Genomic DNA, 22,087 nt, shown 5'->3' with positions numbered 1-22,087 from the left:
ATCGGAGGAATCAGCCTGGGCACCCGGCCACTCTGCTCCCGGTGCTGCTCCGGCATCGGGGGTCGCCTCGGGCGCCGTCTCGGCAGGGGGCGTCCCGCCAGCCAGCCCCGCCCGGCTGGCTGCCGCCGGGTCCGCGTCCGTCTCCCGCGCCGCCGGGTGACCGGGAGCCACGATCTCATCCGGCACGTTGCCGGTTTCGGTGGAGCGATCCTCAAGGTTCATCAGTTCTCCCTTCAGCGGCGTTGCCGGCGACCGATGATCGCGGCCTCGCGGGCGGTTGACTCGTCGGTGGTTGCCGCGGTGGCGGCACTGTCGGTCGCCGCCGGGGAGGAGTCGGTCGGCTGCCGCGTCACGCTGTCGGAGTCGGACGTCTCCGCCGCGGAAGTGAGCTCCTCGAAGACGGCCCGCAATGCCAGGAAGCGCTCCCGCAGCCTGTCCGTGTCCGTATCCGCTGTGACCGTTGCCTGGTCCGTGGCGGGGTCCGTTCCGCTTACGCCGGCCGCCGCGACGGGACCCGCGCCGCGGTAACCGGCCGCAAGGGCCGGGTTGTCGGCGGCGAGCAGGCTCGCGGTCTCGCCGCGGTCATCGGTCGGATAGCCGCGCTCGCGCAGGGAGACGGTGACCAGCTCGTCGGCGCGGGTGGTCGCGGTCACCGGCTCGTCCACGAACAGGGCCTGCAGCGTGGCCCACTCGGCCTGCAGGGCCTCGCGCCGCGACGGGTCCAGCGGGCGGATCTCGAGACTGTCGCGGCGGCGGGCAACTCCCGCGAGCTGGCGTTCGGTGCTCTTCCGGTCACCCGACTCCCGCAGCGTCCGTTCGTATTCAGGGCCGAATCTGTTCCTGAGGCGAGCTGACCTGGAACGGTCGGCGAGAATGACGCCGCCGAACACCGCCCCAAGGATCAGGACCACCAGGATGGCCCAGGCAAGCAAGGACACAGCACACCGACCTTTCGTACCTGCAGGGAGGTAACCGACACGGGTTGCCGAGTACCCGCGATCTACAGGCTAAAACAAAAGGCCTTTTTCATGGCGACCGGAAGAGGTCACACGGACACTCGCGCCATCAGCACACCTGAAAAAACAAAACGAAGGTCACTACCCGCGGTGCGAGGTGCTCACACTTCCTGGTCGCGAATGCCCCCCGGCGTGCCCGTCTCCGGTCGAACCCCCCGCACCCCCGGCGACCGCCCTGGCACACTCTCGGCCGGCGGACGGGCTGGCCACGCGCGGGCCAGGACAATCCCGCTGACCGGGTCGACACACTGGCCACGCTGGTACCGCAACCGCCCGGAAGACGTCTTCCTGCACGCAAACGCACCGGAGATCCGATCTTGTGTCACGGTCGGCAGTGGNCTTCTGCCGTACCCGCTCAGATCTGTCAGCGGCGCACCCGGAAGCGCAGGTGCAGCACCCGGTTGCCCTGGATCAGCACGTCGGGATCCTCCAGCAGGTGCTGCGCGTGGACCGACCCGAAATAGCGCTTGCCGGACCCGAAAACGACGGGTACGACGTCCATGCGCACCTCGTCGACCAGGCTCGCGGAAAGCACCTGGCCACCGACGTCGCCGGCGGCGACCTCGACGATGCGGTCACCCGCAAGCTCCTGCGCCTTGGCCACGGCTGCCTCGACGCCGGCGACGAAGTGGAACGGCGCCTCGGGGTCCCAGCCCTCGGGCTGCGGCCGGTGCGTCACGACGACCACGTGGTCGATCCCGCTCGGAGGCTTCCCGTCCCAGCCGTCCGTCATGTCGAAGACGTGGCGGCCGACGAGCGTCACCCCGATCTGGTCCCAGTACGGCCGGGTGTAGTCGTAGGACGTCTGCGACACCTTCACCGCGCCGCTCTCGTCCAACGGGACGTCACCGTTGGACAACCAGTCGAAAAGCGGTCCGGGCTGGTCATTCTCGTCCGCGATGAAGCCGTCGACCGACACCGAGCTGTACATGACCACCCTGCCCACGGGGCTCTCCTCTCGTTCGGGGTGCCCTCAAATTAGCGGGTCGTGAGCGGTCGCTCTTGTAAGAAATCAATCGGTCGGCAGCGGCCAGCCGTCCAGCACGTGGCCGGGATGTTCGCGCAGGAACGCCGCCGGACGTCGACGTACCGGGTCCGGAGTGGGTAGCTGAACTCCAACGCGCAGGTCGGCGCGGGGACGCGGCCGCACCCGGACTCGTCAGCCGTGGCGCCGGTACACGCCCACCGCGGCCTGATTGGTCGGCACCACCCACAGCCGCACGCCGATCGCGCCCTCCGCCAGCGACCAGCTCGTGGCGGCGCCGAGCAGCAGGTCGGACGCACCGGTGCCGCGCACGGCGGGCGGGCGGCCCCCGCACAGCCCCCGGGCACAACCCCGCCACGGCGTCGGACGCGGATCCCGTCCCACGGACGGATCACATAACACAAGGCTTGCCTTCGGGCCCAACCAGGACACAGGATCGGAAGGCCGGTGCCGCCCACGCCCGCGCGGGGGGAGTGAGAACTGATGCCGACCGCGTCCGGCCAGGTCGGGAACGATCAGCTGTGGGATGATCCGGCGGCGCGGCGGCGGGTACTGCTGACCTGCCTCACCGCGATGTTCGCGACCACCTTCACCGCGACCCTGCTCACCGTCTCGCTGCGCCCGGTCGCCAAGGACCTGGACTCCAGCGTCGGGGTGATCTCCTGGGCGGTGACCGGCTCGCTGTTCGCGCTGGCGGTGGCCATGCCGATCCTCGGCCGGATCGGTGACATCCGCGGCCATCGCCGGACCTTCCTCGCCGGCACGACCCTCGCGGTCGTCTTCTCGGCCGCCACCGGGCTGGCGTGGGACGCGACGTCCCTCATCGCCTTCCGCATCATCGCCCAGCTCGCCGGTTCCGCGACGATTCCGGCGTCGTTCGCGATGCTGTTCAACGTCTTCCCGCCCCATGAGCGGGTGCGTCCCTCCGCCTGGGCCTCCGGGGTGCTCTCCGGGGCGTCCGTCACCGGCCTCGCCATCGGCGGAGTGATCATTGATGCCATCGGCTGGCGGGCGGTGTTCTTCCTGCAGGCCGGCATCGCGATGGTGCCGCTGATCGCCGCCATCCGCGTGTTGCCGGCGGATCACAGCGCCCGCCGGGCCAGCCTGGACCGGGCCGGCGCCGCGGTCCTCGCCGTGGCCGTGTTCGCCCTCACCTTCGGCGTGAACCGGGCGGCGGCCTGGGGACCCGAACCGATCATCATCGTGCTCCTGGCCGCGGTGCCCGGCCTGTTCTGGCTGCTCGTGGTGGTCGAGCGGCGCAGCACCGAGCCGGTCCTCCCCCTGGAGCTGCTGGCGAAGCGGGGTGTCCGGGCGGCCGGTCTCACGTCGTTCCTGATCGCCGGCGCGCACATGGGGAACTTCCTGGTGACCCCGCTGCTCCTGCAGGGCGTCTTCGGTCTCTCGGTGTCGCTCACCTCGGTGGTGACGATGTGCCGCACACTGTCGATCGCGCTGGCCGCGCCGTCCGCGAGCTGGCTCGGGACGCGGCTCGGGCCCCGCCTGCTGGCCTCACTCGCGGGCTGCGCCTACGCCGCCTCGCTGCTCGTGCTGGCCTACGGCACCCAGGCGGACGTCCTGTGGCTGGTGATCGTGGGACTGATCGGCAGCGGCCTGGCCTTCGGGCACGCCCAGCCGCCGCTGATCGTGATCGCCAGCAACGCCGTCTCGGACGGCAGCTTCGGGCTCGTCACCTCACTGCAGCAGACCGCGGGCCAGATCGGCGGCGTCGTCGGCACCAGCCTGCTCGCCGCCCTGGTCGCGGACGCGCTGGAACCGGGCCCGTTCACCGCCAGCTACCTGATCGCCGCCGCGTTCGCCCTGCTGGCCGCCGCCGCGGTGCTGCTCAGCCCACGGGACAGCCGCGCCCACGCCACCGCGGCGAAGACCGGCTCCGGAGCGGTGCCGGCTCCGTCCCTCAGCTCGCCGCTGGCACTCGCGGACTCGCCCGGGATCCCGGTGTCCGATGTCCCCGCGCCCGTCGAGGAGGCGGAGCGGCCGGGACAGCGCCCGGAACACCGCCGGTAGCCAGCAGCCCGGCGGCGCTGGCCAGCAGCCGGGCGGCCGGGCGGCCGGGCGGCCGGTAGCCGTGCGACGCCGGGCGGGCCGGACCTCGGGCGCCAGCCGGTGCGCCCCGGTCAGAAGCGCCAGCGTGTGGCGACTCCAGGCTCGACGGTCAGCACCGCGGTGGCGGTCCGCGGGCTGAGCCGGTAGACGGACCAGGGCGGCGGGCCCGCCGACGGTGCGCTGAACTCCGCGGTCAGTGCCCGCCCGGATTCGTCCACCCGGGCCGGCCAGCCCTCCGCATTCCAGCGGGCGGCCATCGCCGCCACGGTCGGCGGGTCGGTGACCTGGCTCGCGTCACCCTCGATCACCAGATCGAACTCGTGGGTGGCCAGGCTGAGCGCACAGCGCGGATCACGGCCGATGTTCCTGGCCTTGCGGGTACCTTCTCCGGTCGGCGAGGTTCGCTGCGTCCATGCAGCTACAGACAGCACGCGGCACCGAAATTCATCGTCCGACGCGCGGCGCCCACCGGTGACGCCCCACGCCGCCCCGCCGTCTGACGGCGATGGCGGCTTCCCCTGCCGGGTACGGCGACGTCCGCGCGGGGGGCCGAAGGGCCACTTACGCCGGAAGCTGGATCCAGCTGACACAGATCCGTCATATTCTTTGTCGTAAGGCGTCGAATCCTGAGTTCCCGTCTCCGTGCCAGTCGACCCGTGGGGGGCCCCGTCCGCGTGAGGACTGACACTCTCGTCGTCAACGCCGCCGCCGCCTGGCTTCCCCCACGCAGGCAGGTACCAGCGGAAATCGGCGCCACGGCCGAGGACACCGGTTACACGGCGCTGGCGGTGTCGGACGGCCCGTCCGCGCCGGAGATGGCGGTACTCGCCGCGGACGCCGCGCTGGAGCAGGCCGGTTGGCCCGCCGCGGAGCTCGACCTCCTCCTGCACGCCTGGAGCTACTACCAGGGCCACGACTTCTGGTCCCCCGCCCACTACATCGCCGACCAGCTCGGCGCACACGCCGCGCAGCCGATCGGCATTCAGCAGATGTGCAACGGCGGCGCGGCCGGCCTGCAGATCGCGGCGGCCCACCTGCTCGGTGATCCGTCCATCGCCCGGGTGCTCGTCACCACGGCGGACCGGTTCTGCCCGCCCGGCTTCGACCGCTGGAACAGCGACCTCGGCGTCGCCTACGGCGACGGGGCGAGCGCCGTCCTGGTGAGCCGCGACACCGCCGGTGGCGCCGGTGGCGCCGGTGGCGCCGGTGCCGGCGAGGCCGGCCTGGATGCACCCGCGGCCGGCCCGGTGGTGGGCGCGGGCGCGGACGAACGTACGGCGGGCGCGAACGAACGCGCGGGGGCACTGCGGCTGGTTGCCGTGAGCTCCGTGTCAGCGCCGAACCTGGAAGGGATGCACCGCGGCGACGACGACTTCTCCCCCGCCGCCCGGGCGACGGCGGCGGCCGTGGACGTCCGCCGAACCAAGCGTGCCTACCTGCGCCGCCACGGCAGCTCCGGCTACCGGGCGGCCGAACGCGAGCGGGTGGAGACCCTGCTGCGGCTGGCAGTGGACGAGGCCGGGCTGACCCGCGACGGCAGGCGCCCCCGGTACGTGGTGCTGCCCCGCGTCCACCGCGGCCCGCTGGAATCCGTCCTCGTCCCGCTCGTCGGCGAGGTCACCGGCGCGGAACCGCTGGACTTCGGCCGATCCACCGGTCATCTGGGCGCGGGCGACCTCACCACCGGCATCTCGGACCTGCTGGACAACAAGATCCTCGCACCCGGCGAGACCGCGCTGGTCCTGAGCACCGGCGCCGGCTTCACCTGGTCCTGCGCGGCGCTGACGGCCCCGGCTGGCTGACCCGCCCGCGAGGGACTACTGCCGAGGCTCGGTTCCGCCTCGGGACAGCGCCGTCAGCCCTCTGAGCACCAGCGCGACGATCTCGTCCGCGTCCCAGGCCTCGAACAGGGCCTCGTTCTCCTCCTCGCTCAGCCCGTTACGCAGGCCCGGTGTCCCGCCGCCGGCCAGCCGACCCGCGATCGAGTCGTAGTCGACCGGTGTTCCCATCCGCGCGGCCTCATCCACCAGGTCCTCGTAGCCCGGGCGAAGCGCGAGCTGGCCGGCGAGGGAAAGCTCGGCCGGCACCTCCCCGCGTACCGCCTGGGCCAGCCGACCGGCCGCGCCGCCGTACCCGCCGACGATGAACAGCGGCGTCTGGGCGTCCAGCGAGAACAGCGCCTCCTCGTAAAGGCCCGGATACAGGCCGTTCCTGATGACCGGCGTACCGCCCAGGACGACCCGCGCGTGGGTGTCCTTGGCCATGCGCCTGCGCATCGCGGTCAGGCAGGCGGCGCGCTTCCAGCGGGCTCTGACCGTCGTCGCCCCGGTCAGCTCCGGGTCGTCCGGGGCCACGGGCTCGGGTGGCGACACGCCGACCACGGTGGCGAGCCCGGCGAGCTCGGCCCGCTCCGACATTCCGAACCCCCGGAACAGATGCCAGGCGAGGTAGTTCGTCACCCGCTCGGCGGCCGGGCGGCCGGGATTCTCATAGGTCTCCAGCAGATCGAAAAGCGCCCGGGTGTAGCCGCCGACCCGCAGGTCCCCGCCGTAGGCCAGCGATCCGCCGGCGGCAAGAATGTGCCGGGCGAGCTCGATGAACGCGTGCTGGAGATGAACGTCTCCCAGCCCGCGCTCGGCCAGGTCGGGGCTGTCGGAGATCGAAATCGCCACTCTCAGGTCTCTCAGGTCTCTCCCCACAACCATTCACTCCCCCGTTTTCGGTTCTTCGACCGGGTCGTTCCACCCCGGCGGTTGCGGCGCTGATCACGCGCCATCGGTTTCGTCACAGCCCCGCCGACGCCAGCAGGGCGGTCAGGGTGACCGGCTCACAGTCCGGGACGAGTCGCCGGAGCAGCCTGGTCTCGTCGGTGCCCAGCGGCGGGTCCGGGTACAGCAGGGTCGCACGGTTCTCGTCGGTCTCGGCCGCGGTGTCATCCCGGGTCGTGACGCGGCGGCTGTGTTCGAGGGCCGTCGCCAACTCCGGCGGCTGCCAGACGAGGCCGTCCGGAACGGGAAGGCGATGCGCTCCACACACCTGCGCGGCCCGGATCGGAAAATAGGTGCGGCGCAGCGCGGTGTCGAGAAGTTTGCCGACGATCTTCTCCATCGTCTCCGGCGAGTCCTCCCGCCACCGTACGACCGGGGCGTTTCCCAGGTACGGGAAAAGCCGCGCGGTGCCATCGGAAAGCGCGTCGAGGACGACCACGGGTAACATGTTGTCCTTTGCGGCCAACACCTCCCGCTGACACCAGGGCCGCGCACTGTAGGCGTCGGTCAGGACGGCGAGGAGCGCGCACTCACCGACCGCCTTTTCTATCACCTCGGCGAACTGGTCCCCGCTCGCGATGTCCCGCTGGCTGATGAAATAGGTGAGGTCGGTGCGGCGGTTGAGGTACTCACAGAAGCGGTGCGATATTTCCAGACCATCGCGGACGGCGTGGCTCACGAACACCTGCAGAGGTGGCGCGGAATCCAGCAGGAGGCGGTAGGCCCGGTGCATCACCCTGTTCACGAGAACCTGGTCCCAGAACTCGAGGTCGGCACCCTGTAGCTCCAGCACGCTGAGGTCCGCGATCAGCCTGAGGTTCAGGTGGTTCCTGGTCGTCGCGACCGGGATGATCCAGGAGCCCGGATCCGCGAATATCCTGGATTTCAGGCTGTCGAGATAGGAGCCCCAGTCGGCCGCCACCAGGGCGTCGTCGATAAGAACGATGACGAGGTTCCGGGCCGCGCCGGAGAGGTCGACCTCGGCGNGGGGATCCGCGGTGAGCTGACCACCCACAGGATGTCTGGTCCACAGCCGGACCGGTATTCCCAGACCGCGCTGAAGTGGGTTCAGGGGGTCGGCGCACAGGTAGGTGAACACCCGCCGCGCCAGCCGGTCCACGGGCGCGGCCCCGTCCCGCGACGTGTGCCAGACGACGTGTACCACGAGGGGCCGCTGCCATTGCTCACGCGAGGCGCTCTCCACGACTCTGTACCGTACTTCTTTCCCGGCATCAGGTCACGAAAAATCATCGGAAAGCCGTCAGCTGGCGTCCTGATCCGGCTCACACCGCAACCAAGGCGGACGTTCGGCGGAGTGTCGGGCTTTCCGAACGGGCGCGCCGCGGCTTTGGCGTTTCGAACGGTCCCCCGGGCGCGACCGAGCGGTTCTTTGCTCCACAGCAGACCACATTTTCTGCTTCGCAGCAGATCGCACATCGAACTGTCCGGCCGCCGCCGTCGGGTACCGCCGGCTCGCACCCGATTACCGCGGGCGCGGACCCGCCGCGACCAGGCGTCAGCAGATGCGCGGGAGCTGTTCGCCCAGGGGCCGGTCGACGATGCGCGTCGTCCCGAAGGCGGTCCGGCCGACGACCAGCCCCGGGTGGTCGGCGGTGACGGTGCCGATGATCGCCGCCGCCCGCCCCGCCGGGTGGGCCCGCATCGCCGCCAGCACCGCATCGGCGTCGGCGGGTGCGACGAAGGCGACCATCCGGCCCTCGTTCGCGACGTGCAGCGGGTCGAGGCCGAGGAAGGCGCAGGCCGCCTCCACCACCGGTGAGAGCGGCACCGCGCTCTCGGTGAACTCGACACCGGTGCCGGACGCGGCGGCGATCTCGCACAGGGTGGTCGCGAGGCCGCCTCGGGTGGGGTCACGCAGCGCGTGCACGCCCGCGGGGGCCACCGCCAGCATCGCGGCGACCAGGCCGTGCAGGGCAGTGGTGTCGGAGCGGACGTCCCCGCCGAACTCCAGGTTCTCGCGCACGCTCAGCACGGCCACGCCGTGCTCCCCGATCGGGCCCGACACCAGCACACGATCGCCGGGCCGGGCCCGTTCCGGCCGGATGTCGACACCCGGAGGGATCACCCCGATGCCACTGGTGTTCACGTAGAGACCGTCCGCCAGGCCCCGTTCGACGACCTTGGTGTCGCCGGTCACCAGCCGGACGCCGACCCCGGCCGCCGCCTGGCCCATCGCCTGGGCGACCCGGCCGAGAACGGCCAGATCCAGGCCCTCCTCCAGGATGAAGCCGGCCGACAGGGCCACGGGAGCGGCACCGCTGCAGGCCAGATCGTTCACGGTGCCGTGGACGGCGAGGTCACCGATGCTGCCGCCCGGAAAGAACAACGGTCGGACCACATAAGAGTCGGTCGAGAAGGCCNGGCGGAGACCGCCCACCTCCAGGACCGCCGAGTCCGCCAGGGCCGGCGCCCGGCTCGGGTGGGCCGAGGCCGGTGTGCCCNCCCCTTCGTCCACCGCCGGCGTCGCCGCGAAGGCGGGCAGGAACAGGTGCTCCACCAGCTCGCCCGACAGCACCCCGCCGCCCCCGTGCCCCAGCATCACCGCACTGTGGTCCCGCAGTGGGAGTGGGCAGACCCAGCCCGCCGGGTCGACGACCCCGCCGCCGGTCGTCTCAGGCATGGTCGCCCGCGCCCCGCGGGGTGCCGGCCGGGCTGAGCCGGCGGAACTGGAAGTAGGCGGCGCACGCGCCCTCGGTGGAGACCATCGTCGCTCCCAGTGGTGTCCGCGGGGTGCACCGGCCGCCGAAGGCCGGGCACTGCGGAGGTTTGATCAGGCCGCAGAGCACCTCGCCGCTGCGGCACTCGGGTGACTCGGCCGCGGTGAGCCCCGTGACGTCGAACCGGATCTCGGCGTCGAGCTCGGCGTACTCGTCCGCGAGCCGCCAGCCCGACCCCGGGATGACACCGATGCCGCGCCACGCCCGGTCGCACACGGTGAAGGTTCTGGCCAGGGTGCGCTGGGCGAGCACGTTCCCCTCGGCGCACACGGCCCGGGAGTAGGCGTTGGCCAGCTCGGCCCGCCCCGCCTCCAGCTGCTCGACGGCCGTGCGGACGCCGTCGAGCAGGTCCAGCGGCTCGAACCCGGTGACGACGACGGGCACCCGGTGCGCCGCCACCAGCGGCTCGTACTGCGCCGTGCCCATCACCGCGCACACGTGCCCGGCGGCGAGGAAGGCACTCACCCGGTTCTCCGGCGCCGACACCACCGCGGCCATCGCCGGGGGGACCAGCACATGGCTGACCAGCATCGAGAAGTTGCGCAGCCCGCGGGCCCGGGCGGCCACCACGGCCATCGCGTTGGCCGGGGCGGTCGTCTCGAAACCGATCCCGAGGAAGACCACCTCGCGGTGCGGGTTCGCCTCGGCGATGCGGACCGCGTCCAGTGGCGAGTAGACCACCCGGACGTCCCCGCCGCGGGCACGGACGGTGAACAGGTCAGTGCTGCTGCCGGGGACCCGCAGCATGTCCCCGAACGAACAGAAGATCACTTCGGGGCGGGCCGCGATGGCCAGCGCCCGGTCGATGGTCTCCAACGGCGTCACGCACACCGGGCAGCCCGGGCCGTGGACGAACTCGACGTGCCCGGCGAGCAGCTGGTCGAGGCCGTTGCGGATGATCGAGTGTGTCTGCCCGCCGCAGACCTCCATGATGGTCCAGCGCCGGGTCGCGGTGGCCGCGATGGTGTCGACCAGCCGGGCGGCCAGCACCGGATCGCGGAACTCACGCAGGTACCTCATCGACGCCGGGTCTCCTCTCCGTCGTCCCCGCCTGTTCCGGGGCCGGACGCTGCTGTCTGGCCGGAGGGCCGCTCAGGGCCGCGATGGTGGCCTGGCCCAGCGAGAGTCCGGCGTCACCCGGCGGGACGAGGCGGTGGACGAGCACCTCGAACCCGGCCGCCCCCAGCCGCGCGCGGCACGCGCGCAGCAGCGTGACGTTGGCGAACACGCCCCCGGTCAGCCCGACGACGCCGACCCCGTGCCGGCTGCGCGCCGCCCTCGCGACGGTCACCACCGCCTCGGCGACAGCCAGATGGAACGACTGGGCCAGCAGGCGGGTGGGGGTGCCAGCGCGCAGTCCGCCGACAAGCCCGGTGATCACCGGCGAGGGGTCGAGCACTCCCCCGTCGAACCCGAAGGCGAGCGGCGGACCGGCGGGCTCCGCGACGTCCGCGAACCCCGCGACGTCCGCGAACCCCGCGACGTCCGCGACGTCCGCGACGTCCATGCCGGCCTCCGCGGCGAGCGCCTCCAGCTCGACGGCCGCCTGGGCCTCGAACGTGCTCGTCTGGCGCACCCCGAGCAGCGAGGCCACCGCGTCGAACAGGCGTCCCAGGCTGCCGCACGGAACGCAGGAGACGCCTCGATCGATGATGGTCCGCAGCACGCCGAGCGCGGTGGGCGAGCAGGCCCGCACCGGCGGAAGGTCGTCGGCCCAGGGCAGCCCGGCGGCGGCGAGGTGCGCGAGCGCGCACCGGTACGCCTCCCGGGCGGCCGCGTCGCCGCCCGGCAGCGGAACCGGGCGCAGGTGGGCGAACCGTTCGGCGCGGGTGACGTCGGGGCCGACCAGCAGCGCCTCGCAGCCCCAGATGCCGCCGTCGGGCCCGAAGCCGGTGCCGTCGAACGCCATCCCGAGGATCCGCTCGCCGAGGCGGCCGTGCTCGGCGAGCAACGCGGCGACGTGTGCGTGGTGGTGCTGGACCTCGTGCAGCGTTCCCGGTTTCCCCGCCGGCCGCCCTCTCGCCCAGGCGCGGGTGAGATAGCCGGGGTGCAGATCGGCGGCGAGCGCCACCGGCTCGACCTCGTACAGCCCGGTCATCCGCGTGCAGGAGTCCTCGAAGCCCCGCAGCGCGTCCAGCCCGGTGATGTCGCCCAGGTACTGCGAGACGATCGCGTGCCGCCCGGTGGTGAGGCAGACGGTCGACTTGCCGTCGCCGCCGACCGCGAGCACGGGCCGGCCGGGACGTCCGAGATCGACCGCCTGCGGGGCGTACCCGCGGGAACGGCGCACCGGCAGGACCCGCTCACCGTCCCAGCGCTCCACCGAGTCGTCGCACGGCGCCACGATCGGGCGGTCGTGGGCCAGGAATGCGTCGGCGAGGCCACCCAGCCGGGTGCGCGCCTCGTCGTCCGCGGTGCAGATCGGCTCACCGGAGCGGTTGCCGCTGGTCATCACCAGCGCCCGGGCCGGGGCCGGCGCCGGGGCCGGTTCCGGGGAGCCGCCGCCGGGCGCGGGCGTGAGCAGCAGATGGTGCAGCGGCGAGTACGCCAGCATCAGCCCGACCAGCGGGGTGCCGGGTGCGACCAGGTCCGCCAGCGGCGCCCCGCGCCGCCGCCGGGCGAGGACGATCGGTGCCGCCGCCGAGGCGAGCAGCTCCCGTTCGGCCGCGCCGAGGTCGGCGAGCTCGGCGGCGGCTTCCAGATCCCGCACCATGACCGCGAACGGCTTGTCGGGACGTCCCTTGCGGGCCCGCAGCCGGGCGACGGCGGCGCCGTCGCCCGCGTCGCAGGCCAGGTGGTAGCCACCGATGCCCTTGACGGCGACGACCTGGCCGGCGGCCAGCGCCCGCTGCGCCGCCGCGAGCGCGGCGTCGGTGCCGTCGGTCCGCTGGTCGGGGTGCTCCGCCGGGTGGAACCACAGGCGCGGCCCGCAGTCCGGGCAGCAGATGGGCTCGGCGTGGAAGCGGCGGTCCGCCGGGTCCCCGTACTCCTCGGCGCACCGCGGGCACATCGCGAAGCCGGCCATCGAGGTCGCCGCCCGGTCGTAGGGCAGGCTCTCGATGATCGTGAAACGCGGGCCGCAGCTGGTGCAGGTGATGAAGGGATGGCGGTACCGCCGGTCCGCGGGGTCCGCCAGCTCCCGCAGGCAGTCACCGCAGACGGCCACATCGGGCGGCACCGTGATCCGCGGGCCGGGGGTCGGCGCGCTGGTCACGATGCGGAATCCGGCAGCGGTCGCGGCTGCGGCGGGCATGGGCTCGGTCGTGGTCGCGGTCGTGGTCGCGGTCGCGGTCGCGGTCGCGGGGAGCGCGGTCGCGGTCGCGGTCGCGGGGAGCGCGGTCGCGGGATGCCCCTGGCCGTCCGGAGTGATCTCGACCGTGGTGATCCGCTCCACCCGCGCCGACGGCGGTGCCGGGCAGGCCAGCCGCCGCAGGAACTCGGTGACCGCGGCCGGTGCGCCCTCCACCTCGGCGACGACCGACCCCGCGTCGTTGCGGACGAAACCGGCCAGGCCCAGCCCGGCGGCGAGCCGGTAGACGTGCGGCCGGAAACCGACGCCCTGCACGACCCCTTCGACCGTCACCCGCCGCCGGACCGCGGCCGGGCCGCCAGCCTGCACCGTCACGTCGAGCGGCTCAGCGCGCGGTGGCGGGCGATCTCGTCCAGCAGACCGCGCACGGCGGACGCCGAGTCGTCGTCGCCGGACTGTTCGAAGATCGAGCGGGCCTCGTGCAGCACCGTGGTGGCCTGCGGGAAGGCACCCAGGTGGGCGAGCGCGTTGCCCTGGCTGGCCAACGTGCGGGCGTAGGCGAGAGGGTCGTCGAGACCCTCCCTGGTCGCGATGACCTCCTGGTAGCGCCCGACCGCCTCCACGAGGTTGTCCCGCCGGTGCGAGGTCGGGGCGTTGACCAGCGCGTTCGCCAGGTTGAGCTGGGTGGCCGCCCACTGCTCGGGATGGGTCTCGCGGGTGTAGACGCTCAGCGCGGTGCGCAGTCCCTGCATGGCCACCCCGATCCGCAGCTGGTCGGAGGCGGAGTTCATCGGCATCGCCAGGTAGGCCGCGGCCAGGCTGACCTGCGCCGAGGCGAACAGCTCCGGGGCGGTGTCGATGGTGATCAGCCGCAGCGCGGCCAGGTAGTGCTCCGCCGCGGTACGCAGGCCGGCCAGCTCACCCCCGGCCAGCTCGTGGTGGACGGAGCCGAGCGTCAGATGCAGCTCGGCGCGCCCGGCGGCCAGGTCGGTGTGCTCCAGGGCGGCGAGCGCGGCGCTCAGGTCGGCGACGACCTCGGGGGTGGGGCCCTCGGCGTCCCGGCGCAGCCCCGCGGCGGTCGACCTCAGCTGGGCGGCCAGTCCGGGGGCGGGCTGGGCCGCCGCGGTGGCCCCGGCGACCAGCAGGCGGGCCGCGTCACCGAGCCAGCCCGCCGCCATCGCGTGCGCGGCGTGCGCCGAGCACACCAGGGCCGCGATCTCCCCGGTCTCACCCCCGAAGGCCGGCGGCTCGTCCAGCTCACCGACCGCGAAGCGGACGATGTCCACCAGCACACCCAGCTCGCCGCCCAGGGCCGCGCGCAGGGCGGCGGGATCCTCGACCGGCTCGCCCGGCGGGCGCAGGACGAAACGGTTGTACCGGGTGACCGGGTCGTCGCCGACGAGACGTTCCGCGGCCTCCGCCACCTTGCCCTGGTAGGCGAGTTCGAATGCCGCGAGCTCCGGCGGCCAGGTCGCCGGGAGCATGCCGGCGGCGAGGACCCGGCGGGTCACGGCCGTCGCCTCCCCGCCCGGGATGAGCAGGAAGCCCGCGGGCAGCGGGAAAACTCCGACGGGCTGCGGACGCGCACACGGCCCGGCCACGCCGGGCTCGGTGGGGGCAGGGCTGTCTGTGGTGGCCATGTGTGTCACCCGTCGTGTCAGTCGTGTGGCCCGTCCGGGTCACCGGCGGGAGCGCGTGCGGGGGTGCATGTGGGACGCCTGGTTGGTGCCGCCGGGACTCCCAGGTCGGTCCGCAACGTCACGCGCGGCGTGCGGCGGGCCCGCCGTCGACGCCTTCGGCAGGGAAAACGCTATGTGCCGCAGGCCCCACCGCCGATCGGCAGTAGGCAGACACTGCCACCTACGCGCCACCCCCACGCCCCACGCCCTCGCCGCCGCGCGCCCGGCTCGTCGGCGCGCCGCGGCCGGTTTGGAAGCCCCGGCAACGCGCACAAAGTACCCAGACGGTCGCAACGCGCGAATCCCGCGCGTTCCACGCATTCGGAGGTGGCAGATGGGACTGCGCTACACGAAACGCTCCAAGGCCGGGCCGCTGCGGTTCAACATGGGCAGCCGCGGGCTGTCGTCCGTCAGCATGAAGGCGGGGCCGCTCACCTGGCGCCTGTGGTCCCGCCGGCAGCGCTCAGGCGTGTCCTCGGTCGACCTGCCGGGCCACTGGTCGTGGCGGCCGTCGGCGCGCCACAAGTCCACCAACACCCAGTAGCAGGCCGTCGGCCACCTGGTTCCTTCCGGCTCGAGCAGCGGCCTTCAGCCCTAGGAAGAGGGGGTGGAAGGAGGAGGAGTCGCCCCTCGGATGCAGACGAAGTCCGACCAGGCGCCCTCGACCGCTGTCGCCCCCGCCCCCAGCACCACCCCGACGGTGAAGCAGTACGGCTCCTGGGGATCAACCTCCAGGTCGTGGCGGGTCGCACCGTCGGGCAGGAGGTGACCGCCGGCCCCCGCGGGGCCGAACACCCGAAGCAGCAGGTTCCGGGTGACGGACCCGTTCGTCCAGGTCAGGCGGACGACGGTGGTTCTGTCCGTGACACTCAGGCCGGAAGGCCCGACCGGTGTCGCGGGAGTCGGCGGAGTGGAGATCGTCGACGTTCCCGATCCCGACCCCGGCGGGGCGTCCTCGTCCGCGGCCCACAACCCGACGGCGGTCAGGACGGCCAGCGCCAGGCCGACGGGCACCAGCACTCCCGCCCTGATCCGCCTGAGCCAGGTCGGCGCCGCCCGGTCCTTCCCACCGCCGCGCGCCGCCTCCCGGCGCCCGGATACCTCGTCCGCCGGCGGTACCAGCGGACGATGCCCGGCCACCGACGGTGTGCCCGGGCCGCGGAGGTCCTCCAGGCCGGGGACGGGCGGCGAGTCCGCCGGCGGGACGAGTGCGCCCTCAACCGGCAGCGGCACCGGCACCGGCACCGGGCCTGGGCCGGGGTCTCGCGCCGGCGCGGCGGGCGGCGGGCCGGTCGGAGGCAGCGGGCTGGGGCGCCGGGTCACTCCGTCCAGGGCGTGCAGCCGCCGCAGGTCCTGCGCGACCGCGGCGGCGTCGCGCGGCCGGGCCGCGGGATCGCGTGCGAGCAGCCCGCGGACCAGGCCGTCGACATCGGCGTGGACGTCCGGGCGGCGGATCGGGGCGAGTTCCTCGCTCAGCACCCGCAGCATCATCGTGGCCAGGTTGTCGCCGGGAAGGAGGCCGAACGGCGGTGTGCCGGCCAGCATCGCGTACATCGTCGCGCCCAGGCCGTACAGATCGGACGCGACGCTGGGGTCGTCGCCCCGCAGGACCTCCGGCGCCGCGAACGAGGGCGTGAACGCGTACCCGCTCGCGGACATGTCGGCGCCGAAGCCCCGGCTGGCGATCCCGAAATCGCTCAGCACCGGTTCGCCGCGGTCGGACATCAGGATGTTGCCGGGCTTCACGTCGCGGTGCAGGATCTTCTTCTCGTGCGCGGCGTGCAGGGCGTCCGCGATGGCCGCCGCGATGCGCAGGGTGTCGGCGACGCCGAGCGGCCCGGTCCGTCGCAGTGTGTCCGCGACGGACCCTCCCGGCAGGTGCTGCATCGCGATGAACGGGCGACGGTCCGCCGTGGAACCGGCCTCGAACACCGTGATGATGTTCGGGTGCCCGGTGAGCTTGCCGACGACCCGGCACTCGCGGGTGAAACGCCGCGCCGCCGCCGCGTCCCGCAGATCCGAACTGATCACCTTGACTGCCACGGTGCGGTCGAAGCGGTCCTGGTAGGCAGAGTAGACGATGCTGAACCCGCCCTGCCCGATCGGCGAGAACGACCGATAGCCCGGGATCAGCGGATCATGCCCGTCGGTCGTGGCCGACAGGCCGCTGTCCGTCACCCGCGGCTCCCGCGGCTCCCACGGGTCCTGGGCCGCAACCGGGTCGGTCGAGCCCTCCTCCCCGATCGGGGTCACCGGCCGGTCCCCCGGCTCATCCGCACCGCCTTCCTCGGCCGGCGCGGCTCGGCCGCCGTCGGCCGGCGGCGCGGACGCAGCCGGTCGGGGGCGAGCGAGCGGCGGATCCGCCGGACCCGCGGCGTCGTCCGGCGCAGCCGCGCCCGTACCTGGTCGGCCTGCCGCCAGGCGGTGTCAGCGTCGGCCGCGGACACTTCACCCCCGGCGAACAGGGCCACCGTGGCCAGCGCGGCGAGACCGGTCAGCGAGCTTCCGCCGGCCGCGGGGCTTCCGGCGGGCGCGGGGTCCGCGGCGGAAGAGACGGGGTCCGCGGCGGAAGAGGCAGGGTCCGCGGCGACCGGGGAACCCGCGGCGACCGCCGTGACGATCTCGGCGGACGTGGCCGAAGCCGGCACGGGAATCCCCGCGACGTCGAGTGCGTCCAGCGTGTCCAGCCAGGCGCCGACCACCCGCTCCCGGGCGTCCGACACCCGCGACCGCCGTCGTCTTCGCCGCAGCCTCGGCACTGCCCACGCGGTGACGAGGTAGCCGCTCGTGCCCACCGCGCACAATGCGGCCGCACCCAGAGCGGCGAGGAGGAGGGTGCCGCTGCCCCCGGCCGGCGCTGCCGGCGGTGCCGGGGCCGCCGTGGGCGTCGGGGCCGGCACCGCGGCGGCCTCGGCCACCCGCTGGGCCCGCTCCGACGGCTCGCCCTGGGCCGAGGTCGCCACCTGGCCGCTGTCGTCCTTCGCCGCCGCCGGAGTCGGGTAGAACGGCACCCATCCCAACCCTTCGAAGTGGATCTCCGGCCAGACCAGGACATCGCCGGTCCTGACCTCTCCGGCGTGGGCCGCGCCATTCGGCGCGTCACCGGGCCGGGCATCGTCGCCGGCCGCGACCGGCTTCGGACTGAACCCGATCACCACCCGGTTGGGCAGCCCGACCAGCCGGGCGAGCACCGCGTAGGACGCGGCGAACTGCTCGGAGGTTCCGGTGCGGCTGGTGCCCAGGAAGTACGCGAGGTGTCCGTAGGTGTGCCCGGCCGGGGCGGACGGGTCGTAGGTGAGGCCGCGCAGATACTGTTCGAGCTGGTGGGCCTGTTGGAACGGGGTGAGCGCCCCGTCGGTGGCCACCCGGGCGGCCGCGGCGACCACCTCCGGCACGCCCGGGGGCAGGCCCGGTGTTCCGTCGCCGTCCGTGCCGGCCGGCACCCGGGCCGACGCCAGCTCGGCGGGGGTGGGTTCGCGCGGGGCGACCGACTCGACGGTGTAGCCGCGGTCCGCCAGGGCCGGCCCACCTTCCCTCGCTGTCAGCGTCCCGTCCCGGAGGTCGACGGCCAGCTCGGCTCCGCTCAGGGCGACCGGCCGGTCGCGATGGGGCAGGAACGGCCCGTCCAACGCGACGATCTGGAAGTGCGAGCTCTCCGCGGGAGCGTTGCCGGCGGGCTTCGCCGAGGCCGTGCCCGTCGCGGGCGGCACCCGGCCGCCCGCCGGCAGATACCGCGCCGAGGACGTCCACTGCTGGCCGTCGAAACGGTCCAGCACCGCCAGCCGGAGGTTTCCGGACGGCGGCGGGCTGACCCGGAACAACACCTCGTCGGGACGGCCCAGCCAGGCCGAGACGAAATCGAGCGGGTTCTGCGCCGTCCGCTGATCCAGCCGCACCTGCCGCAGCCTGCGGACGTCATACGGTTCGNCGCCCGGGCCGGCAGCGGCGAGCAGTGGCCCGGCCAGCGTCGCCGCGCCGACCGTCACCGTCAGCATCAGGGCGGCGGGCACCACCCTCCCCAGCGCGGCCGCCGGCCACGCCTGCCCGGCGCCGCGGTCGCGGCCGCCACGGCCGCCGACGGCGAGCTCGCTCCCGGTCAGCTCCGCCCGGCGGCACCCCACCAGCAGCATCACGGCGACGACCAGGCCGGCCGCGACGCCGAGGTTCGACCCGACACCCGGCACGGTGAGCAGCACCCCCGCGGCGAACACGGCGACCGCCGGCAGGGCCGGGACGAGCAGCGCCCGCGTCCGCGCCGCGATCTCCGCTCCGGCGAGTGCGGCGAGCCAGGTGAGTGCCTGCGGCACGACCAGCAGGTCGGGTGATCCCTGGACGGGCAGGGTCGTGTCGAGCAGCCGCGTTCCCCCGTTGACCACGCCGTCCCACACCGCCGGCAGCGTGCCGGGGGCATACGGCGAGCCGTTCCGGAACAGCGTGACCCAGACGACGGCGAGCCAGACCAGGAGGGACAGGCACACTGACAGCGGCAGCGGCGGCAGCCGCGGCGGCGAGTCGGGCCGGCGAACGGGCCGGGTCAGCGCGGCGGAGACGATCACCGGCAGTACGGCGGCCACGGCGATCGCGGGGAGAAGGCCCGACGCGGCGAATCCGCGGTGGAACGCGCAGCCGGCGAGGCCCGCCGTGATCGACACCGCGGCGAGGCTGGCGAGCCGTACCGCGCCGACCGGACCGCCGGCGTTGTCCGGCTCGTCCGGGCGGCTCGGACCGGTCGCGCGCCCGTGCTTCACGACGGCCGTCCCGTCCCGGCCGGCGACAGCGCGGGCGACACCCGAGCCGATCTCGTCCGTCCCGCGGCTCCGGTTCCTCGTGCCCACACGGACGCGAGATGTGCGGTGTCCGCGATCTCCAGGAGGCGAAGTCGCCCACCGGCGGCCAGGGGATACGCCCCGGGCCGGTTCCCCGCAGACGCCTCGGACGCGGACGCCTCGGCCGCCCGCTCCCCCGGCGGCGGGCCCGCCAGGCCAGTGACCCGCAGGACCACGACCTGCTCGAACTGGCTGACCAGAGTCGCCGCCGAGGCCAGTTGCCCGACGTCGCGGGGACCGGTGACGACCACCAGCGAACCGACGCCCCGGCGGCCGCGGACCCGCGCCGCCTCGGCCAGCGGATCGCCCGCGGCCCGAACCCCACCGGCCGGTCCCCCCCCGGACCCCGGACCACCGCCGACAGCGGCACCGTCGGCGGCGGCGGTGTTGGCTGCGGCGTCGGTGTCGGCTGCGTCGGCCCATCCGGTGCCCGCCAGCGCGTCGAGGACGGCCGTGTCGCCGTCACGCCGGTCCCGGCAGTCCAGCCGCAGGCCGCCGGTGGTGTGCAGGCGCACCGGGAACCTGCTCCGGGTGGAGGCCAGGACGACGGACGCCGCGACGTCGACGGCCACGTCGAAGACGCGGGCGTCGTTGCCCTCGGCGTCGTTGCCCTCGGCGTCGTTGCCCTCGGCGTCGTTGCCCTCGGCCCCGTTGCCCTCGGCCCCGTTGCCCTCGGCGTCGTCCGCGCGGCCGTCCAGGTACGCCCGCCGCCGGTTGTCGAGCACAATGGTCGTGACAGGTTCGCTCGGGTCGACGTGCCGGCGTACGAGCAGCGTTCCGGCCCGGGCGCTGCTGCGCCAGTGCACGTGCCGAAGGTCGTCACCGGGTGCGTACTCGCGCAGCGCGTGGAAGGTCACCCCGCCCTCGACCCGGCTGTCCACCGGCAGGCCGTCCGGGCTGCTCGCACGCGCCGAGGGCAGCGGTGCCAGCGCTACCGCCGCCGGGTGGACGGGTAGCTGCGCGCGCCCGTCGAGCGCCTCGTACCGGGAGAACAGGCCGAACGGGTCAGTGGTGAGAACGCCCACCGGCCCGACCCGCAACAGGCCGCGGCGGTCTGTCGGCAGCGGGATGCCGACCGTGCGGCGGCTGCCCGCCGGGAGGGGGCGCACCACGACCTGCGAGCGCTGGTCACCGTACGGAATCACCAGCCGGGCGGACCAGCTGGCCCGGTGCCCCGGGTTGCTGATCGTCACACTGGCGACCGCCGGCTCGCCGCGGGCGACGCGGGCCGGGACGACCTCGATGTCGATCTCGAAATGCGCCCGGCGTGCCACCAGCCCCGCACCGCCGACGAGCGCGGCGAGGCAGCCGACCGCCAGCACCCCCAGTTCCGGGGCTCGCAGCAGGACGGCCGCCACGCCGCAGCCGACCGCGCCCACCGCGACGCCCCACCCGGTCCCCGTGATCATCCCGAACGCCCGCCGGGACGGCCCCGCCCCCGCCGGGCGGCTCGACGCCGCCATGGAGTCAGACCTCGGCCAGCGTGCGGGGCACCGGAACGGTCTCCAGGATCTCGGCGACGGCGCGCTCGGCCGTGTAGCCGCGCAGCTCGGCGTCCGGCGCCAGCAGCAGCCGGTGCGCGAGCGTGGGCACGGCGAGCGCCTTGACGTCCTCCGGGGTGACGAACCGCCGGTCGGCCGCCGCCGCCCGCACCTGGGCCGCGCGCAGCAACGCGATGCTGCCCCGTGGGCTCGCTCCGAGCCGCAGGCCCGGCAGCTCCCGGGTCGCCGCGACGAGATCGACGACATAGCCGTGGACGGTGTCCGCGACGTGGATGTTGGCCGTCAGGGCCGTCATCGCAAGCACCTCGTCGGTGTGAGCACCGGCCGGAGGTCCTCGACCCGCAGGCCGCCGCGCCGGTCGCGCAGGATCGCCACCTCGGCGGCCCGATCCGGATAGCCGACCCGCAGCCGCATCAGGAACCGGTCGAGCTGTGCCTCCGGCAGCGGGTAGGTGCCGTCCATGTCGACCGGGTTCTGCGTCGCGACGACGAAGAACGGCCGGGGCACCGGATGCGCCGCGCCGTCGACGGTGACCTGGCCCTCCCCCATCACCTCCAGCAGCGCCGACTGCGTCTTCGGTGACGCCCGGTTGACCTCGTCGGCGACCACGACGTGGGCGAACACCGGCCCCTGGTGGAACCGGAACTCGCCGCTGCCCTGGTGGTAGACGGTGACGCCGGTGACATCGGAGGGCAGCAGGTCCGGGGTGAACTGGATGCGGTGGCAGGTCGCGTCGACCGAGGCCGCCAGACACCGGGCCAGCGAGGTCTTGCCGAGACCGGGAACGTCCTCGACCAGCAGGTGGCCGCCGGCCAGCAGGCAGGTCAGTGCCTGCCGCACCACCTCGGTCTTGCCCCGGACCACCAGCTCGACATTGTCGACCACACTCTGGAAGGCCGCGGCGAAATCCCGCCCCGCACCCTCGTCACGGCTGTCCGACACGTTCCTCCTGGCGCTCATTCCGGCTGTTCAGCGATTACGGTGGTACTAAATAGAACGAAAGTAACTGGACACGGATAGAACTATTGTGATTTAATCATTGCATGCGGGAAACGGACGGCCGGAAAATAGACCATGCCACGCTTGAATCTATCAGGATTCGCGTGGCCCGCCAGATCGTCGATGACGGGGCGAACGCCGATGAACTGGCCGATTCGTTGGGCTTCAGCCGGGCGGCCGTGTTCTCCTGGGCGCAGCAGTATCGTGCTGGCGGTATCGAGGCCTTGCATGCCAAACCGATTCCCGGTAGGCCGAAAAAG

Annotated in this window: 15 protein-coding genes and 5 pseudogenes; 4 read left to right on the top strand and 16 right to left on the bottom strand. The window is 73.6% G+C overall.

Annotation, left to right across the window (positions count from 1 at the left end; genetic code table 11):
- Positions 1–233: 233 nt before the first annotated feature.
- From UG55_RS00080 to UG55_RS26770, 3 genes are all read right to left on the bottom strand, one after another.
- Positions 234–938, bottom strand: coding sequence for a hypothetical protein (locus UG55_RS00080; RefSeq protein ID WP_066060899.1), 705 nt, complete (start codon positions 936–938; stop codon positions 234–236).
- 442 nt (positions 939–1,380) lie between these two features.
- Entirely contained in the window at positions 1,381–1,962 is a 582-nt protein-coding gene (locus tag UG55_RS00075) for a dihydrofolate reductase family protein (protein WP_066060896.1), read from the bottom strand.
- A 213-nt stretch (positions 1,963–2,175) separates the two neighbouring features.
- Positions 2,176–2,313 carry a GNAT family N-acetyltransferase gene (locus UG55_RS26770; RefSeq protein ID WP_242423500.1) on the bottom strand — a complete coding sequence of 46 codons (138 nt, stop codon included), beginning with the start codon at positions 2,311–2,313 and terminating at the stop codon, positions 2,176–2,178.
- 171 nt (positions 2,314–2,484) lie between these two features.
- Here UG55_RS26770 and UG55_RS00070 point away from each other — a divergent pair, with 171 nt between their 5' ends.
- Positions 2,485–4,026: an MFS transporter gene (locus UG55_RS00070; RefSeq protein WP_083986228.1), complete on the top strand. Its 1,542-nt coding sequence runs from the start codon at positions 2,485–2,487 to the stop codon at positions 4,024–4,026.
- A 110-nt stretch (positions 4,027–4,136) separates the two neighbouring features.
- Here UG55_RS00070 and UG55_RS00065 read toward each other — a convergent pair.
- Positions 4,137–4,457, bottom strand: a pseudogene (locus tag UG55_RS00065) (pyridoxamine 5'-phosphate oxidase family protein); the annotation flags it as partial.
- Between the two features lie 282 nt (positions 4,458–4,739).
- Between UG55_RS00065 and UG55_RS00060 the strand changes: the two are divergent.
- Positions 4,740–5,867, top strand: a complete 1,128-nt coding sequence (locus UG55_RS00060; RefSeq protein WP_066060893.1) for a ketoacyl-ACP synthase III family protein — start codon at positions 4,740–4,742, stop codon at positions 5,865–5,867.
- A 15-nt stretch (positions 5,868–5,882) separates the two neighbouring features.
- Here the strand turns inward: UG55_RS00060 and UG55_RS00055 are convergent, their stop codons facing one another.
- The 8 genes and pseudogenes from UG55_RS00055 to UG55_RS00030 form a co-directional block, all read right to left on the bottom strand.
- Positions 5,883–6,770, bottom strand: a complete 888-nt coding sequence (locus UG55_RS00055; protein WP_304440369.1) for a hypothetical protein — start codon at positions 6,768–6,770, stop codon at positions 5,883–5,885.
- A 79-nt stretch (positions 6,771–6,849) separates the two neighbouring features.
- Complete coding sequence (locus tag UG55_RS46450) at positions 6,850–7,566, bottom strand: toll/interleukin-1 receptor domain-containing protein (RefSeq protein WP_396230768.1); 717 nt, start codon at positions 7,564–7,566, stop codon at positions 6,850–6,852.
- Positions 7,567–8,349: 783 nt separating this feature from the next.
- A pseudogene (gene hypE, locus UG55_RS00045) lies at positions 8,350–9,214 on the bottom strand (hydrogenase expression/formation protein HypE); the annotation flags it as partial.
- 1 nt (position 9,215) lies between these two features.
- Positions 9,216–9,295: pseudogene (locus tag UG55_RS30605) on the bottom strand (hypothetical protein); the annotation flags it as partial.
- Position 9,296: 1 nt separating this feature from the next.
- Positions 9,297–9,474, bottom strand: a pseudogene (locus UG55_RS30600) (hydrogenase expression/formation protein HypE); the annotation flags it as partial.
- Positions 9,467–10,591, bottom strand: coding sequence for a hydrogenase formation protein HypD (gene hypD / locus UG55_RS00040; RefSeq protein ID WP_066060879.1), 1,125 nt, complete (start codon positions 10,589–10,591; stop codon positions 9,467–9,469). The gene hypD and the pseudogene UG55_RS30600, both read right to left, overlap by 8 nt.
- A complete protein-coding gene (gene hypF / locus UG55_RS00035; RefSeq protein ID WP_396230767.1) occupies positions 10,575–13,190 on the bottom strand; it encodes a carbamoyltransferase HypF in 2,616 nt (871 codons plus the stop codon). Before hypF ends, hypD begins: the two co-directional genes overlap by 17 nt.
- A gap of 2 nt (positions 13,191–13,192) precedes the next feature.
- Positions 13,193–14,461 (bottom strand): hypothetical protein, encoded by a 1,269-nt coding sequence (locus UG55_RS00030; RefSeq protein WP_066060873.1) that lies wholly within the window; start codon positions 14,459–14,461, stop codon positions 13,193–13,195.
- 373 nt (positions 14,462–14,834) lie between these two features.
- Between UG55_RS00030 and UG55_RS26765 the strand changes: the two genes are divergently transcribed.
- Positions 14,835–15,044, top strand: a complete 210-nt coding sequence (locus UG55_RS26765) for a DUF4236 domain-containing protein (protein WP_083986227.1) — start codon at positions 14,835–14,837, stop codon at positions 15,042–15,044.
- A 50-nt stretch (positions 15,045–15,094) separates the two neighbouring features.
- Here UG55_RS26765 and UG55_RS00020 read toward each other — a convergent pair whose 3' ends face one another.
- From UG55_RS00020 to UG55_RS00005, 4 genes and pseudogenes are all read right to left on the bottom strand, one after another.
- Positions 15,095–16,753 carry a serine/threonine-protein kinase gene (locus UG55_RS00020; protein ID WP_066060869.1) on the bottom strand — a complete coding sequence of 553 codons (1,659 nt, stop codon included), beginning with the start codon at positions 16,751–16,753 and terminating at the stop codon, positions 15,095–15,097.
- Entirely contained in the window at positions 16,750–17,865 is a 1,116-nt protein-coding gene (locus UG55_RS46445) for a transglutaminase-like domain-containing protein (protein ID WP_396230766.1), read from the bottom strand. Before UG55_RS46445 ends, UG55_RS00020 begins: the two co-directional genes overlap by 4 nt.
- A 1,379-nt stretch (positions 17,866–19,244) precedes the next feature.
- The gene (locus UG55_RS00010) at positions 19,245–20,789 is read right to left on the bottom strand and encodes a DUF58 domain-containing protein (protein ID WP_066060863.1); all 1,545 of its coding nucleotides are present in this window, start codon (positions 20,787–20,789) and stop codon (positions 19,245–19,247) included.
- Positions 20,790–20,793: 4 nt separating this feature from the next.
- A pseudogene (locus UG55_RS00005) lies at positions 20,794–21,788 on the bottom strand (AAA family ATPase).
- Positions 21,789–21,871: 83 nt separating this feature from the next.
- Between UG55_RS00005 and UG55_RS26760 the strand changes: the two are divergent.
- Positions 21,872–22,087: helix-turn-helix domain-containing protein (locus tag UG55_RS26760; RefSeq protein ID WP_131799235.1), on the top strand; the 216-nt coding region annotated here is incomplete at its 3' end.

The sequence above is a fragment of the Frankia sp. EI5c genome (assembly GCF_001636565.1).
In the GTDB taxonomy this organism is placed as follows: Bacteria; Actinomycetota; Actinomycetes; order Frankiales; family Frankiaceae; genus Parafrankia.
This window is presented reverse-complemented; position numbering and strand designations above follow the sequence as displayed.

Coding starts and splice junctions, on each gene's coding strand:
- UG55_RS00070 (WP_083986228.1), top strand. CDS start 2,485: ATGCCGACCGCGTCCGGCCAGGTCGGGAACGATCAGCTGTGGGATGAT.
- UG55_RS00055 (WP_304440369.1), bottom strand. CDS start 6,770: ATGGTTGTGGGGAGAGACCTGAGAGACCTGAGAGTGGCGATTTCGATC.
- UG55_RS46450 (WP_396230768.1), bottom strand. CDS start 7,566: ATGCACCGGGCCTACCGCCTCCTGCTGGATTCCGCGCCACCTCTGCAG.
- hypD (WP_066060879.1), bottom strand. CDS start 10,591: ATGAGGTACCTGCGTGAGTTCCGCGATCCGGTGCTGGCCGCCCGGCTG.
- UG55_RS00030 (WP_066060873.1), bottom strand. CDS start 14,461: ATGGCCACCACAGACAGCCCTGCCCCCACCGAGCCCGGCGTGGCCGGG.
- UG55_RS26765 (WP_083986227.1), top strand. CDS start 14,835: ATGGGACTGCGCTACACGAAACGCTCCAAGGCCGGGCCGCTGCGGTTC.
- UG55_RS00010 (WP_066060863.1), bottom strand. CDS start 20,789: ATGGCGGCGTCGAGCCGCCCGGCGGGGGCGGGGCCGTCCCGGCGGGCG.